We start from the raw sequence: 14869 nt of genomic DNA, 5'->3' as shown, positions 1-14869 counted from the left end.
GCCGGGTCATGACCATACGGTCCCCCGTACGGCCATCGGACCCTGCCCGGATGCCTCTGGCCCACCTCATGGTGCTTCTCAAAGGTTGTCGTGTGACCACCTTCACCTCCCTGGAACCGAGCTCCGTCGCGGTCGATCCCGGTTCGAGCGAAACCACCACCGTGCGACTCCGCAACGACAGCGACACCGTCGAGGAGTATCGGCTCTCGGTCGTCGGTGACCCTGCCGCATGGACGCGCATCGCTCCCGACACATTGCGGCTCTACCCCGGTGACGAGGGCTCGGCCTCGGTGGTCTTCTCCCCACCTCGTGCGCCGGAAACGACCGCGGGCAGCCTGCCGTTCGGCATCCTGGTCCAACCGCAGCAGAGCCCCGAGCTGTCGAACGTGGGCGAGGGAGTCGTCACCGTCTCGCCGTTCGCGGAGATGCGCGCGGAACTGGTTCCCGTGACGGTGCGCGGGCGGCTGTCGACGCGGTCACGCGTGGCCGTGGACAACCTCGGCAACGCACCGCTGCCCGTGGGGATCTCGGGGCAGGACGACGAGGACGTGCTGGCCTTCCGTCCCTCTCCGGAGACCATGGAGGTCGCGCAGGGCCGTACCCGTCTCGCCAGGGTGAGGATCCGGCCCGGTGGGGTGAAGTTTCTCGGCCAGCCCGAGCGATATCCGTTCACGCTGACACTCACCCCGGCACGGGATCGTCTGCCCGGACAGACGGGGGTGCTCCCGCCCGCGCAGTTGCGCGGCACATTCATCCGGCTGCCGCTCTTCCCGAAATGGCTGCTGGTCACGCTGGGGCTGCTGGCGGCGGGCGCCGCCGCATTCGCGGCGCTCTGGTTCGTCCCACGGCCGGCCCTGGTGTCGAACGCGGTAGCCCAGCAACTGCCGCCGGCCGCGCCGGTGAACGCTCTGCCACCGGCTCCTCAGGCCCCGCCGCCGATCCCCAGTCCCCCGCCCGCCGCCCCCTCACCTTCCCCGTCACAGCCGGCACCACAGGAAGCGCCCTCGCAGAACAGCACCCAGGACCAGGCGGGCACGGACACGAACACGGCCGACAACGCCATCGTCACGATCCGCAGCACCCAGAACGGACAGGTCCTTGCCCTTCCCGACGGCCGCACGGACGACGCAACTCCCGTGATCCTCGCGGACGACGACAAGGTGCAAGGGCAGCAGCAGAACCGGTTCTGGGCACGTATCCCCTTCTCGGACGGCACGGAAGCGCTCGCGCCCAGCGATACGCTCGGCAGCGTTCTAGACCAGTTCGACGGTCAGGCGCCGGTCCGGCTCAGGACCATCCCCGGCGGTGAAGAGGCCGTACGAGCGGGTCAGGCGGGTCTTCTCCAACGTTGGCGTCTGCAGCCCGTGTCCCAGGACATCGTGACGATCGTCAACGCCCAGACGGGTGGCTGCCTCACCAATATGGGCAAGGACGTGCAGGTGCAGGTCCGGCCCTGTGACGCGGCATTCGCCGCCATCCAGCGATGGCAGCTCGTACAGCCCGTCACCCGCTGAACTTCGTTTCCACGATGAGCGGCGTGGACCCGGCACCGTGCATGCTCCCCCCTGGTCCGGTGTCCCGCCGCGCGGCCTCCTGCACCCGTCGGTGCAGGAGGCCGCTCATCGTTGCGGTGCCGTGCGCGAGCACACAGCGTCCGAGCCCGCGGCATCGGGCCCGCCCGGCCAGGTATCAGGAAACGGCTCCACCGGCGGTCGCCGGCGACTGACCGGGCCCGCTGCATCAGCGGCCATCGACCGGGCAGGCACGTCCGACCACCGCCCGCGACCGGTCCGGCCGTCACATCGCGCCCCCCTTCGAGGCCACATGGCACCGGCGTTCTATCCGAACCTCTGCCCGATATGATCGGTTGGAGCAGGTCGCCGCAGCGACGCCGTGCCCGCGCACTATTACATTCCACGCCGAGGCGGCGCCGCCCTGCGTACTCTGCCTGCCTCCGGGACCATGTCCCACGCTGCAACGTCGCAACCTGGGCGGGCCTCTCCTTCACATCGTCCGACGATCCCAGCACCACCCGGAGACGACACCATGACACAGCTCCACGACCCCCTCAGACCGATCGTCTTCGCCTACACGGCCGTCTGCGACCATTTGGCAACCGCGACGAACGGGCGGTTCCACAGAGACCCGGACGGCACCGTTCTGGCTGTGTCGGGGGCCCCGGTCGCCACCCTGAACGCCGTACTCAGCCCCAACCTGGAGCCCAGCGCCGAGGTCGTGGAGGCTTTGGCCGGTGAGGTGAGTGGGACCGGTTTGCCATGGAGTATCCAGGTTCGTGGTCGTGCCGGGACGGCCGTCACAGAGGTGGCGGCGCGATTTGGGCTGACCGCGGTCAGCACGTCGCCGCTCATGATCAGGCGAGCCGACGCAGGGATGCCGCCGGCGCCCGCGGGATCCTTGCGCATACGCCCGGTGGAGGGTGAAGAGCTGGGACTGTACGCCCTGACCATGGCGGAGGGCTTCGGCGCTCCCCATGAGGTGTTCGCGATGTTCGCCGAACCCGCCCTGGCCAAGACGGAGCACTTCGTCTTCTACCTGGCGGAGGCGGACGGCGTCGTAGTGGGTACGGGGATGTCCGCGGTCACCGACCACCTCGTGGGCGTCTTCAACATCAGCGTCCTCCCACAACATCGGCGGCAAGGCCACGGGCAGGCCATCACGGCGGAGATCATCCGCGCGGGGCGGGAAGCAGGCGCCACGACTGCCTACCTCTACTCCAGCCCCATGGGCGAGCCCGTATACACATCCCTGGGCTTCCGCACCGAAGAAACCCTGACCGCCTTCACCGCCCCGGCATGATGCACATCCGACACCGGCCTCGGCCCTCGCCTGTTCGGGCGAGGGCCTCGGCCGTCGACGCGGGGCGCCGGTCCTACGATGCGCCAGTGCTCTGACCGCTATGGTTCGCCGGGTTGAGTGGGAGGATCGAGGTGTTCGTCGAGATCGTCTTGGTGGGGCTGCCGATCGACCGTGATGAGGTCGAGGAGGCTTTGGAAGCGGCGTTCGAACTCGACGGCGAGGTCACCGGCGCGGGCAGTGGCATGGGACGTTGCCATCTGGACCTTGAAATCGTGGAGGGCTTGACGACGACAGTGGCGCTTGCGCGGCTGCGTGCTGTGCTGTCGGATCTCGGGGTCGCAGACTGCGCGACCTTGAACGTCAGCGAGTGATCAAGCTGCCATTCGCGCACGTCCGCCTCAGTGGACGCCCTTCTCGCTGCGTACAAACGCGTTCACGCCGCTCGGCCGCCAGGCCATCTCGGTGACGAGCGTTGGCGTTGCGCCGGCGCGTCGCCGTCCTGGTTGCCCAGCGTGTTCTGGAAAGGCGGTCGGCGTCTTGGCAACAACACGGTCGGTGCACCGGTCACCCGCGCACTGGTCGCGCACGATCACAGATCCCGATGGTGGCCGCCTCGGCACTCATCGGGTCGGCATGCCTCCGTGAGGGCTGTTGACCACGATCGGCACGGACCCTTCAACGAGGTAAGGGTGCTCGGGGAAGTAGTCGATGTGGAGGTGGCCGCCGTCCTCCGCGGTCGTCATGGCCTGGAGGTTTTCCGCGAGGATCGCCCTGGCGCCGAAATCTCCACTGATCACAAGGACCTGCCGCGAGGTGTCGAACTCGATCCGCACCCCCGGTCCGGAAGTATTCCTCACCTCGATCCCTGCCAAGGCCTCGCCGGCGAGTGGTGATGCCGATCCGATGAACCCTTCGCCCTCGGTCACCGCATTTGCCAGGCCGGCCAGTTCCTCCGCTGAAGCGGTGAGATCCACTTCGCCGAGGACGGGATCGGGAACCAGTCGCACGCGCAGCACTCCCTCAAGGTCGGAGTTCCATGATGCCGTTGGAGGCCCTCCGACCGCATGCTCGCTCCGCAGGCTGACCGCCGCGGCCACATACATCGGAACCACACGTCCAGACACTCTCAACGGTGTGGGTTACGTAGGGCCGTGACTGCTGTATTGGGTCGCACTGTGCCAGGACGATGAGGTGGTGTCGTCGGCCCTGCCATCGATCCTCTCGTCGCCGTAACCTCGGACATTGAAGATCTCGATCCAAGCGGTCGACGCCTGCCATCGATCTCCCTGTCTCCACCGTTGCGCTCAGCACCTCGAAGACGACCCCGACACCGTCACCTCCACTCCCCCATCGCAACACTGAACGTGGCTCGGTCACTACGATCGGGGAGTGACGATCAAGTACGAGTGGCGGGGGGACTTCGACAACGCCGCCCTCGACGCCCTGCACGCCGACGGCTTCGGTCCCCCGGTCGCCGAGACCGGCTGGCGAGAACGACTTGAGCGCTACAGTCTCGGCTGGGTCTGCGCCGACGAGGACGGCGCCTTGGTCGGCTTCGTCAATGTTGCCTGGGACGGTGGAGTTCACGCCTTTCTCCTGGACACAGTGGTTGCCCAGCCCTTGCAGGCGAGAGGCATCGGCACCGCACTGGTCGCGACCGCGGCTCGCGAAGCCCGTGCCGCGAAGTGCCAATGGCTCCACGTCGACTTCGAGGCGCACCTGCGTTCGTTCTACTTCGATGCGTGCGGCTTCAGGGAGACGACAGCCGGTCTGATCGCTCTGTAGCACCGTGGCCGAGCTCTCGGTTGCGGTGCGAAGCGGCACAGAAGCGCGGCTCCTTCAGCAGCGGACACGGCCCGGACGTCGCCGTGTCCGCTGCTCCTACACAACGACCTCGCCGGGGACCAGGCGTCCCGCCTTGCGGTACTCACGCTTCGCTCCCGCCAGCAGGTCCTCCGTGGTGACCGGTGTGTCACGGCCCACGGCGATGTAGGCGGCCGTGACCACGGCGCTGCGGATCGAACCGCCGGCGAGCTCGAAGTCCCGTGCGCAGGAGTCGAGATCGATGTCGTCCGCGCAGGGCACTCCGGTCAGGCTGTGGCGCCAGAGAGCCAGGCGCTGCGACGGGTCGGGGAACGGGAAGTCGATCAGCAGATCGAGCCGGCGGGTGAAGGCCTCGTCGATGTTGGCCCGGAGATTGGTGGTGAGCAGAGCAATGCCGTCGAAGGACTCCAGCCTCTGCAGTAGGTAGGCACTCTCCAGATTGGCGTAGCGGTCGTGGGAGTCCTTGACCTCCGAACGCTTGCCAAAGATCGCGTCCGCTTCGTCGAACAGCAGGACCGCATTGGTGCGATCGGCCTCGGCGAAGATCTTTTCGAGGTTCTTCTCCGTCTCACCGATGTACTTGTCGACCACGGCCGACAACTCGACGATGTAGAGGTCGATGCCCAACTCCCCCGCGACGACCTCGGCGGCCAACGTCTTTCCCGTCCCCGACTCCCCCGCGAACAGTGCCACCACGCCGTGCCCGCGCCCACCACCGGTACGCAGCCCCCACTGCCCAAGCACCCGCTCCCGGTGCCGTGCCCGGGTCAGCAGCTCTGCGAGCTGGGTACGGGGTTCATCGGGCAGTACGAGATCGGCCCATGTCACGGCGGGACTCACACGCCGGGCATGCCGGTCCAGCGTGGGTGCCGACTGCCGGCGGGCACCCTGCTGTATGTGGAGCGCGCCCAGGGTCGTGCCCTCCAGCGCGGCGAGCGAGCGGGCGGCCTTGGCCGCGTGCGAGATCTGCTCGGGAGCCAGACGGTAGGAGGCGACGGTCGCAGGCAGGTCGAAACCCTCGGCAGCGTCACCGACATGGCTGTGCCACAGCCTTTCGGTGTTGACACCGTCGGGCGGCGCGTCCAGACACAACACGTCACCGGACGGCGACCAGCGCGGGTCGAAGGAGTCGGCGCCGAAGATGACGACAGGGAGCGCGCGGCGGGCACCGGTGTTGTCCACTCCCGCCGCTGCGGACGCCGTGGGGTCCGGTGTGTTCAGGACGGCGCCTTGCTCCACCGCATTGACCCAGGCTTCGGGCTCCTTGGGCAAGGGGCCCAGGACGACGCCGGCTCCGAGCAGGCGTGCCTCTCTGAGCAGCGCGGGAACAATCCGGTCGGCCTGCTGCGCCGTGTGCGCCACATCGCAGCGCAACACCGGAAGACCCGCGGCGTGCACGGCCGCGACGGCGGTCGCGAGTCCGGTGCCGTGCCGGCTCTCACGCAGGTGGACCACGGCGGGAGCGGCCGCCAGCAGCGCCCCGAGCCGCCCCGCGAACGGGCCTGTCCCGGGATCGGCCCGGCCGGTGCTCCCGTCCGGCTCGTCGGCGGACTGCACGTACACAGAGCCGGGGAGGTCGCCGTCGAGCGCGTCGTCGCCGAGCAGATGGGCGATCACCCGCTCTGGGACCCGCAGTGCCCGGCCCGGCAGAGGCCGGTCCTCGTCGTCCAGAGTGATCAGGTCACCCGAGCGCAAAGGAGCACGAGGATGGAACCGGGCACGAGCGGACGCCTGACACGGTGCCAGTCCCACGAGATCGAGGGCGAGCGCGACGGTGGCACGCCGACGTCCGACATCGTTGTTGAGATATCCGTAGAGCGACTCGAAGTCGCGGTCCACATCCGGGGCCAGGGCGGCGAGCAGGATGTGGACATCCAACTGCGTGAGTGCAAATCGTTCGGCCAGGCGCAGCAGACGGCCCTCCGGGTCACCACGACTTCCGTAGGCGTCGTCGAGCCGGACCGACTGCTGCGCACCGTCGACCTCCAACATCCGCCCGATGTGCTCCCGCGACAGATACAGCCCCCGCAACGGGTCACCTGCCGACGGATCTTCGGCGCTGCGCTCGTCGACCAGGGTCCGGGTCCTCTCCCGGAGCAGCGCCAGGCGTTTCATCAACGCGCCGCTCACTGCACGTCCTTCCTCGCCGAAGGCCTTGAACCGCCTTCACGGCTGTCGGCGAGGTCATGCACCACGGCCACCGTCGGCTCGAGGACCGGCGGTGCCACCTGGTAGTCGGGCGAGACCGGCATCGGCGCGACCACCACGACCTCCAGCGACGGCTTGAGTTCTCCGCCGAGGGCCGACCAGATGTCCGCGATGGAGCGGGACTCGGCCGGTGGCACACCGATGGTGAGCGGAATCGCCGGACGGAGGTCTGCCAGGGGGCCTTCGAGGTATTCGGCCGGCAGTGCTTCGTGGGGAAGCAGGCCGGTCAGAACGGCGGACAGGAGTCGATGCTCGTCCTCGGTGCGCTTGGTCCACGCGGTGAGCAGATACGAGAGCCGGAACCAGCGGGGCGGCTGGCGGCGCCGGGTGACCGTGCCGGTGGCATCCCGCAGCGCCATCGCACCGCGTTCGCGCCGGGCCACCTCCTCCCGTATGTCGTAGAGATACGCGTCCACGGTGGGAGCGTTGCGGCGGGCGGCCCATTCACGGGTGGGGGCGTCGAAGACCACCTCCGCTGCGCCGGCGGGCAGGGCCTGGGCGCGCAGCAGACGTCGTAGCGCCTCGTCGATCTCGTGTATCACCGGCACGTCCCCGGGACGGTGTCCACCAGGGATGCCGACACGACCGGTGCGCTCACAGGTACCCCTCCCGCAGTGCGAACGCAACGGCGTGGGCGCGGTTGCGCAGCTGCATGCGTGTCATGAGACCGTGCAGGATGTTCTTGACCGTGCGTTCCGAGTAGGAGAGCTTTCCCGCGATCTGCCGGTTCTCCAGCCCGTCCGCCACGAAACGGAGCACCTGCACCTCACGATCGGACAGCCCGGTGACCATGGGCACCGACGATGCACCGGAGCCGTGTCGGCCCAGTTGCACGAGCAGCCGGTTGAGCAGGTCGGACGGGACTTCGCTGTCGCCACGGGCCGCGGATCGCACGGCCTTGGCCAGGCTCTCCGCCGTGGCCTGGTGCCGCCACACGAAGGTCCGCACTCCACAGGCCACCGCGCTCAGCAGTTCCCGCTCATGGAGCTTGCCCGCCACCAGGACCGCTTCCCGTGATTCGCCGCGGACCAGCCGGCGCAGCATCACCGCGGCGTCGTCGTCGACGCGATCGGCGAGGATCACGGCCACCGAGCGGCGTCCGACACCCTGCACGGGCCGCTCCAGCACCTCGATCTCGGGCTGTCCTCGGAGGAGACCGGAGAGGCCGGCCCGCGCGATCGGGTCGTCGGCGTGCAGGGTCACCGTGATCATCTTGTTTGCCATCATTGTCATCAATGTCTTGCCTCACGAGCCCCGGGCGTGGGGCCGGCACACGACCGGCCCCACGCCCGACCGAACACTTCAGTCCCTGCTGTCCTTGGCCTTGGTGCCGTCGGGAGCGACCGCGAACCAGGTCCCGCCCACCCCCTCACCCTTGATCTCGCCTGCCGCCGTGTCCTTGGAGAACCGGTATACGGGCCATCCCCCGATGGTCACCTGCTGAGTTCCGTCGGGCCGGGTGACCGTCGAGATCTTGTCGCGGTACAGCCGCTGGAAGACGATCTTGTCGTTGGCGAGGACCGGCGGCCAGGTGACCGCGCAGTCACCCACGCACGTGGCCTTCGAGGGGTTGGCGGAGTCCGGGTCGAACCGGTACAGCGTGAAGCCCTCACCGTCCACCACGGTGTTCCCGAGGCGATCGTTGTGCCCGAGCTGCACCGTGGCCGGCCAGTAGCCGCCCGACGGGTTCGTCGACTGCGCAGGCTGAGGCGCTTGACCGGCGGCCGCCCCGTTCCCCGTACCGTTGGATCCGGCGTCCCCCGCAGCGCCGGATCCACCGCTACCGCCCGCAGTGCCGCTGGAACCGGCGGCCGCGGGAGGGACGGATGCGGGCGCACTGGGCGCCGAGGACGCAGCTCCGCTGTCGGAGCCGCCGCACCCAGCAAGCAAGAGGACGCTGCTGAGTGATGCGGCCAGGCCGAGAGATGCGTAGGAACGCGTCATTGAACTTCCCTTGTCGTATTCATACAGACAGCTGGTACGCACGACACACGAGGTGCGCCGCACCATGTGTGCGGCAGCGCGCATCACCCGGCGCCCAAGTGGGCAGCCTGAATGGTGCCGTTGCCACAGACAGCCAACCGTGTGAACGTCCACGCCCCGTCGATAACGTGTTGACGAGATGTCCTCATTCGGTTGACGTGGAGCCGAAGGCACTGTCCACGCGGTCAGGAGGACACCAGGCGTACGGTCACACGGGAGAGTGACTCGACCGAGCTCATCGCCCACGCCTGGCAGAGCGTGCAGCCGCACCGGCACCTGAGTCGACCATTCCACCGAGGGGCCGGAGAACGCCCTCCCGGACTGACACAGCGCACCACACGGGCTCCGCGTCACTCCCCTTGTTGACCGCGGCCGACCACCCCACGGGCATACCTGGCACAGCTGCCGCACCGCCCAATGATCCTCGCCCGGCATGCGCCGACCGCCGCCGTGCTATCGGACTTCAACCGCACATTCAGCGCCAGAGTAGGCAGACCCCGTATCCGCTGGAAGAGATCCGCCGGATCGGCCGCATGCACAGCCCAGCCGTCGACTGACGAACCTGTGGGCTGATAGGGAGGTCGCCCCGCAGGGCTGACCGGCGCCTACGCGGCATTGCCCCTTCGGTTGGACCGTACTGATCCCCGCAACACCCTGGAGTTCAGGGTGTTGCAGGGATCGTGGATTTTGAGGTGCTGAAGGCGAGGTTCTTTGAGGCGCTGGACCGGGAGGACGGCAGTATCACCAATGCCGCTCACGCAGCCGGTGTGAACCGCAGTACGGCGTTCGGATGGGCCCGTCAGGCCGGTGTCCGTGGTCGCGGCAAGCCCGGCGCCTCCGGACACCCGGGCCCGGCGGAGTACGAGCGGCTGCGTGCGGCCGGAGTCCGACGCCGAGATGCCGCCGTGCAGATCGGCGTCCACGAGCGCACCGCCCAGGACTGGGACCTGGGCATCCGGCAGGTCGGCCATTCGCGACTGCGCGCTGACGGTCGTCTGATCGTCTATAAGACCGGTGTGACCACGACCCAGCCGTCCCTCGCGGCGGTCGGCGCACGGCTGCACCCTCGGTTTCTGAACGTGACCGAGCGGGAGACGATCGCTGACATGCACCGGGCCGGCCATCCGCTGCGGGCGATCGGACGGACTCTGGGCGACCGGCGTCCACGATCAAGCGGGAGATCGACGCCCGGGCAGTCGACGGCGTCTACCGGCCGCACCGGGCCCAGCGGGCCTGGGCCGAGAGCCGGTCACGGCCCTAGGCCTCGAACCTCGCCGCAGACGGTCCGCTGCGTCGATACGTTGAGGACAAGCTGCGCGACCGCTGGTCCCCGGAGCAGATCAGTCACGCTGTGGTCCTCGAGTTCCCCGACGACGAGAGCATGCGGGTGAGTCCGGAGACGATCTACCAGGCCATCTACGTCCAGGCCCAAGGCGGCCTGCACCGCGAGATCGCGGTCGCACTGCGCAGCGGTCGCACCCACCGCAAGCCTCGCCGCAGCCCGGAGCAGCGCACCCGCCGGTTCGTCCACGAGATGGTTGATCTCCGAGCGTCCTGCCGAGGTGGAGGACCGGGCGGTTCCCGGCCCTGGGAAGGCGATCTGATCGTCGGCCCCCGAAGCGACAGCGCGATCGTGACCCTGGTCGAGCGCTCCACCCGCTACGTGATGCTCGGGCATCTGGCGGGTGGGCACACGGCCGAGGAGGTCCGCCACGTGCTGGTGCCGCTGATCCAGACCCTGCCCGGGCACCTGCGCGCCTCGCTGACCTGGGACCAGGGCTGTGAGAGGGCCGCGCACAAGCAGTTCACCGTGGCCACGGGAGTACCGGTCTACTTCTGTGATCCGCACTCTCCTTGGCAGCGCGGGTCGAATGAGAACACCAACGGCCTGCTGCGCCTTACTTTCCCAAGGGCACCGACCTGTCCGTGCACAGCGCCGAAGACCTCGAACACGTCGCCCAGCAACTCAGTGGCCGACCACGCAAAACGCTCGGCTGGAGAACCCAAGCCGAGCGCCTGCGTGATCTATGGTGGCGGCTGTGGCTCGGGGCAGGTCGTGACCTGCGAGGATGCCGATAGCGTGTCCGAGGTTGTGGGCAATGACGGCGAGCGCGAGCCAGGCGGCATTGGCCGTGAAGCGGTCCGAGGGCAGGTGGGCCGGACCGGCGGAATTCAGCTCGGCTATGGTCTGCTCGACCACCGCATGCCGCCGATGGTCGGCCTCGATCTCCAACACGTCGCCTTCGCGGTCGGTAACGAACGCATGGTGGTCGTAGCTGGTGAACAGGGCCAGTTGCGAGCCGGGAGTGGGGCGAACCCGGCGGACGATCAGCCGGACCGTCAGTCGGCTCTTGGTATGCGCGAAGCAGGTGAAGGTGGTCTCGGCGACATCTACGCCGGAGACTCCGGGGTGGACAACCAGTACGGGATCGGCTTCCAGGCGTCCTGCGCCAAGTCCTTCCTGACCGAGACTGCCGGCCGAGTCCGACATGACGGAGCAGTGGGCCCTCTCCGGCAGGATCTCAAGATCAAGGCAGCCATCGCCGCCATACCCGAATTAGGCAACGTTTGCCCCGTTGACGGCCGGCGGTGACGGCCCGTGCTGAGTGGCGCGGCTTACTCAGCCTCGAACTGGTGGTCCGCCCAGATGTAGCTTTCGGGCAGCAGGTCGGTGATGTGGACGGTCCGGATGTGGTCATCTTCACCGACGATGACTTTGAGGGCAGGGAAGTAGTCGAGAAGGACCTGACGGCACCGGCCACACGGTGGAACAACCCCCCGGTCACGGTCACCCACCGCGACGATGGTGTCCAGCTCGTAGGCGCCCTGGGCAGCCGCTGCGCCAATGAGCACCAGTTCGGCGCAGGGGCCTCCCGTGAAGTGGTAGGCATTCACCGCGGTGATGATGCGGCCATCGGCGGAGCGGGCCGCGGCCGCCATCGTGTGGTTGTCCCCTTGGCAGCGTGTGCGCGCGATATGGGCTGCGGCCTGGATCAGTTCGCGGTCGACGGGGTGGGTCTGTGTGGTCATCTTCTCTGCCTTCGTCGGGTGCCAGGCGACGTTGGCCCGCGTGAGGAAGTTTTGCAAGCGGATATCGGCGGCCGGTGCGCGATCTCCTGATACGTCGCGCCCGGTGGCATCTGCCGTGAGGGCGGTTCTTCTGGGTGTGGCACTCATCGCGGCGCTGTCTGCGATCCGCCCGTGCTTCCGCGAGACGGTGAGCTCAGGACATTCGCAGGTTCTGCTCCAGCCAGGGCGGGCCTGAGGAGGTCGGGTGGTCGCCCGCCGACCATGGGCGGAGCCGGAATGGTCACCCGCCGTGCCGCTCGCACACGAAGGTGTGGTCGCCCGGCCCCAGGCTCGAGACGGTGAGCGTGCCGTCGACCACGGCGACGTCGCGTGTCGATGCCCGACGGCCGTCCCACAGTGTCCGCCGGCCGGTGCGCACGCGTTGCCCGCGCGGGTCTCCGGGGAAGGCGACCGCCCCCTGGGTACGCCCAGGCCCGTGGACGGTAAGGCGGAAGGAGCTCGCGCTGTTCGCCCATTCGACACCCAAGGGACCGTGAGGGGTGGGCAGTTGGCCCGTCGCCCAGTCGACATCGGCGGGTTGCGGGCGCACCTCCCAGGTGGCGTAACCGGGCGAGGTCGGCCGGGCACCGAGCAGGTGGTGGGTCAGGGCCGGCAGGACTCCGGTGGACCAGCCGTGAGCCATGCTGGTGTAGGCGCCCTCGTACAGGGATCCGTCCGGCCCGATGCCTTCCCAGTGGGTGATGCCGGGGTCGTTCCTGTCCATCCAGCCGTACGTGCGGCGGATCTGGTCCAGCGCGGAGTCGGCCCGGCCGGCCAGGAAACGCGCCTCCATCTCCGGATAGGAGGTGAAGGCGTAGACCCGCTGGGAGGCCTGGTCGAAGAGGGTGTCGTTGTCCATGAACGCGTTCCCGTAGGCCCGCTTGGTCGTCGCGTCGAGATGCGCGAGCGCCGATGCGGCACGGTCGGCATCGGCGATACCGGTGACGACGGCCAGGGAGTTGCCATCCTGGGCGTGACGCGCCGCGCCGGTCCCGGAGTCCAGATAGGCGCCCGCGTCGGCGTCCCACAGCAGCGAGTTGACGGCCTGCGCCACCTTGCCCGCCCTGGCGCTCCAGCGTGAGGCGTCGGCGTTCCGCCCCAGCAGCCGGGCCAGCCGGGCCGCGTCCTGGAGGGCTTGGACGTAGAGCGCGTTGTAGTAGGTGACGCGGCCCGTGCGGCCCAGGAAGGCGTAGTCGCCGTACGACCCGGTGCTGTTGAGGCCCTTGCTCAGCAGACCGGCGTCGTCGGTGACGCTGGGGTACCAGGTGTCGAGGACCTTCAGCAGGGTCGGGTAGTAGCGGGTGGCGTACGGGCGATCACCGGTGTAGAGGACGTAGTCCCAGCTGCAGGTGACCCAGTAGAGCGGGTAGTCGAAGAGGGGCAGGGTGTAGTTGTTGATGGAGGCGGGTGGGATCCAACCGTCGGCGCGCTGGTGGTCGGCGAGGTCGGCCAGGACGTTGCGGGCTGCCTCGGCGGCGTCGTCGTGGGTCAGGTAGAGGGTGCGCGCGGAGACGGCGAGGTCGCCGACATACGGGTCGCGGTCGCGCTTGGCGCCGTCCTGCAGGACCAGCTTCCCTTCCAGCGAGGCACTCCAGGCGTTGCGTGGATCGACGTCGTCCTGGCGGAAGGTATCGGTGACCAGTTCGTTGGTGTAAGAGGCGCCGTACCAGTACCGATTCAAGTCGTCGTCGGAGCAGAGGAACCAGCCGCGGTAGGTGCTGGGCGTGCCCAGATACGCGGTGAACTGCAGCGCGATCGAGTCAATCTCCACCGTCCCCCAGGGCTGGGCGGCAGGGCCGTCCGAGGCCAGCGCATCGAGGCTGATCCTGAGGTAGCGGAAACCGTGCAGTCCGTCCGCGAACACCTGGTCACCGGTCTGGAAGCCCTTGTGGTCCGTCCAGTTGGCGCCCATTGCGGGGACGGCGAACTGATCCGTGCCCTGCCCGGCACCGCCCGCCTGGTCGGAGCGGGTGAAGTCCGAGCGGTCGGTGAGGAATTGCCGGGTCTCGGAGAACGCCACCCGCACACCGGGGGAGTTGTCGGACGCCGAGGTGAACCGGATCTGCGGATAGCCGACCACGACCTTGCCGAAGTCCACGGTGATGCTCGGTACGGGAATGGGGGCGACCGGCGCGGGCCAGACCTCGTTGATCCGCGTGAAGTAACCGTGCGGCGTGTCCTGCGCGTTGGTCACCGTGATGCGCACGCGATCGGTACTGATCTCTTCCGTGAAGGGAACGGCCTTTTGGACCGCGTCGTTGCCGGTGACCGTGGCGGTGGTGCGCCAGTCGCCGTCGCTCCACACGTCGACGGTGTAGTCGGTCGGCACGCCGTCGCTGTTGGAGATCACCGTGATGCCCGCCAAGGGCGTGACCTGCGGCACGGTGATGGTAAGGACGTCGGGGAACGCCCCCGGCGTGTCGTCGTTCCAGAAGGTGTCCGGGTTGCCGTCGATCGCGTTGGCGGCGTCGTAGGTGCGCGGCTGCCCGTCGTTGCCGTTGTTGCCCGCGTGAGCCGACGAGGCCTCGGCCGTGGTGCCGTCGGGCCAGCGCGGCGCCGCTGCGGGGCGCGGACGCCGCAGGACGGATCTGGCGCCGCCGGGCTCGAGCAACGCCTCGGGCTTCGTCACGTCGCCGCTCGCCGCGACGATCCGCACGGGGCGGACCGTGCGGGAGGACGGTCCCTGGACGTACCGGTGCCAGCCGCCGGGGCGGCGCGACGGGCCCCCGCTGACGGGAGTGGAGGCTCCCTGGACGGGGAGCGCCTCGGCTGAGGGGAGTGCGGCGGAGAGGGAAACCGCCGTGAGCCCGACAGTGCCGGCCGTGGCCAGAACCGTCCGCCGGGAAAGGCCCTTGTCCGGTGTGCTGTTCGACGCCATGACGCTCCCCACTTTCCCTTGAGCAAGAACGGACTGAATCGTTTCAATTCCCGGTTGCGAGGTGACGCTATCTCGAACACGGGGCGCCCG

13 protein-coding genes are annotated in these 14869 nt (G+C 68.6%); 6 read left to right on the top strand and 7 right to left on the bottom strand.

Going from position 1 to position 14869, the window contains the following annotated elements:
• The first annotated feature begins 92 nt into the window (after positions 1-92).
• The 3 genes from RCR19_RS38200 (at position 93) to RCR19_RS38190 (ending at position 3188) form a co-directional block, all read left to right on the top strand.
• The gene (locus tag RCR19_RS38200) at positions 93-1514 is read left to right on the top strand and encodes a hypothetical protein (protein ID WP_331269696.1); all 1422 of its coding nucleotides are present in this window, start codon (positions 93-95) and stop codon (positions 1512-1514) included.
• A 532-nt stretch (positions 1515-2046) separates the two neighbouring features.
• The gene (locus tag RCR19_RS38195; RefSeq protein WP_331269695.1) at positions 2047-2817 is read left to right on the top strand and encodes a GNAT family N-acetyltransferase; all 771 of its coding nucleotides are present in this window, start codon (positions 2047-2049) and stop codon (positions 2815-2817) included.
• A 131-nt stretch (positions 2818-2948) separates the two neighbouring features.
• Positions 2949-3188 carry a hypothetical protein gene (locus RCR19_RS38190; RefSeq protein WP_331269694.1) on the top strand — a complete coding sequence of 80 codons (240 nt, stop codon included), beginning with the start codon at positions 2949-2951 and terminating at the stop codon, positions 3186-3188.
• A gap of 249 nt (positions 3189-3437) precedes the next feature.
• Here the strand turns inward: RCR19_RS38190 and RCR19_RS38185 are convergent, their stop codons facing one another.
• Complete coding sequence (locus tag RCR19_RS38185) at positions 3438-3914, bottom strand: hypothetical protein (RefSeq protein WP_331269693.1); 477 nt, start codon at positions 3912-3914, stop codon at positions 3438-3440.
• Positions 3915-4206: 292 nt separating this feature from the next.
• Between RCR19_RS38185 and RCR19_RS38180 the strand changes: the two genes are divergently transcribed.
• Positions 4207-4602: a GNAT family N-acetyltransferase gene (locus tag RCR19_RS38180; RefSeq protein ID WP_331269692.1), complete on the top strand. Its 396-nt coding sequence runs from the start codon at positions 4207-4209 to the stop codon at positions 4600-4602.
• Between the two features lie 96 nt (positions 4603-4698).
• On the opposite strand, the gene RCR19_RS38175 is transcribed toward RCR19_RS38180, so the two are convergent.
• From RCR19_RS38175 to RCR19_RS38160, 4 genes are all read right to left on the bottom strand, one after another.
• Positions 4699-6756: an ATP-binding protein gene (locus RCR19_RS38175; protein ID WP_331269898.1), complete on the bottom strand. Its 2058-nt coding sequence runs from the start codon at positions 6754-6756 to the stop codon at positions 4699-4701.
• A gap of 11 nt (positions 6757-6767) precedes the next feature.
• Positions 6768-7391: a DUF4255 domain-containing protein gene (locus RCR19_RS38170; protein ID WP_331269897.1), complete on the bottom strand. Its 624-nt coding sequence runs from the start codon at positions 7389-7391 to the stop codon at positions 6768-6770.
• A gap of 52 nt (positions 7392-7443) precedes the next feature.
• Positions 7444-8076, bottom strand: a complete 633-nt coding sequence (locus RCR19_RS38165) for a response regulator transcription factor (protein ID WP_331269691.1) — start codon at positions 8074-8076, stop codon at positions 7444-7446.
• Between the two features lie 75 nt (positions 8077-8151).
• A complete protein-coding gene (locus RCR19_RS38160; RefSeq protein ID WP_331269690.1) occupies positions 8152-8793 on the bottom strand; it encodes a hypothetical protein in 642 nt (213 codons plus the stop codon).
• Between the two features lie 1145 nt (positions 8794-9938).
• Here RCR19_RS38160 and RCR19_RS43320 point away from each other — a divergent pair.
• The gene (locus RCR19_RS43320) at positions 9939-10223 is read left to right on the top strand and encodes a hypothetical protein (RefSeq protein WP_348541442.1); all 285 of its coding nucleotides are present in this window, start codon (positions 9939-9941) and stop codon (positions 10221-10223) included.
• Positions 10121-11425: an IS30 family transposase gene (locus RCR19_RS38155; protein ID WP_331269896.1), complete on the top strand. Its 1305-nt coding sequence runs from the start codon at positions 10121-10123 to the stop codon at positions 11423-11425. Before RCR19_RS43320 ends, RCR19_RS38155 begins: the two co-directional genes overlap by 103 nt.
• Before the next feature lie 23 nt (positions 11426-11448).
• Here the strand turns inward: RCR19_RS38155 and RCR19_RS38150 are convergent, their stop codons facing one another.
• The gene (locus tag RCR19_RS38150) at positions 11449-11862 is read right to left on the bottom strand and encodes a cytidine deaminase (RefSeq protein WP_331269895.1); all 414 of its coding nucleotides are present in this window, start codon (positions 11860-11862) and stop codon (positions 11449-11451) included.
• Between the two features lie 280 nt (positions 11863-12142).
• The gene (locus tag RCR19_RS38145; RefSeq protein ID WP_331269689.1) at positions 12143-14779 is read right to left on the bottom strand and encodes a discoidin domain-containing protein; all 2637 of its coding nucleotides are present in this window, start codon (positions 14777-14779) and stop codon (positions 12143-12145) included.
• Between the last annotated feature and the right edge of the window lie 90 nt (positions 14780-14869).

The sequence above is a fragment of the Streptomyces sp. WAC07094 genome (assembly GCF_036320405.1).
GTDB lineage: Bacteria > Actinomycetota > Actinomycetes > Streptomycetales > Streptomycetaceae > Streptomyces > Streptomyces lannensis.
The sequence above is the reverse complement of the archived record's forward strand: the minus strand, read 5'-3'. Positions and strand labels throughout refer to the sequence as shown.

Coding starts and splice junctions, on each gene's coding strand:
- RCR19_RS38195 (WP_331269695.1), top strand. CDS start 2,047: ATGACACAGCTCCACGACCCCCTCAGACCGATCGTCTTCGCCTACACG.
- RCR19_RS38175 (WP_331269898.1), bottom strand. CDS start 6,756: ATGAAACGCCTGGCGCTGCTCCGGGAGAGGACCCGGACCCTGGTCGAC.
- RCR19_RS38165 (WP_331269691.1), bottom strand. CDS start 8,076: ATGATGGCAAACAAGATGATCACGGTGACCCTGCACGCCGACGACCCG.
- RCR19_RS38160 (WP_331269690.1), bottom strand. CDS start 8,793: ATGACGCGTTCCTACGCATCTCTCGGCCTGGCCGCATCACTCAGCAGC.
- RCR19_RS43320 (WP_348541442.1), top strand. CDS start 9,939: ATGCACCGGGCCGGCCATCCGCTGCGGGCGATCGGACGGACTCTGGGC.
- RCR19_RS38150 (WP_331269895.1), bottom strand. CDS start 11,862: ATGACCACACAGACCCACCCCGTCGACCGCGAACTGATCCAGGCCGCA.
- RCR19_RS38145 (WP_331269689.1), bottom strand. CDS start 14,779: ATGGCGTCGAACAGCACACCGGACAAGGGCCTTTCCCGGCGGACGGTT.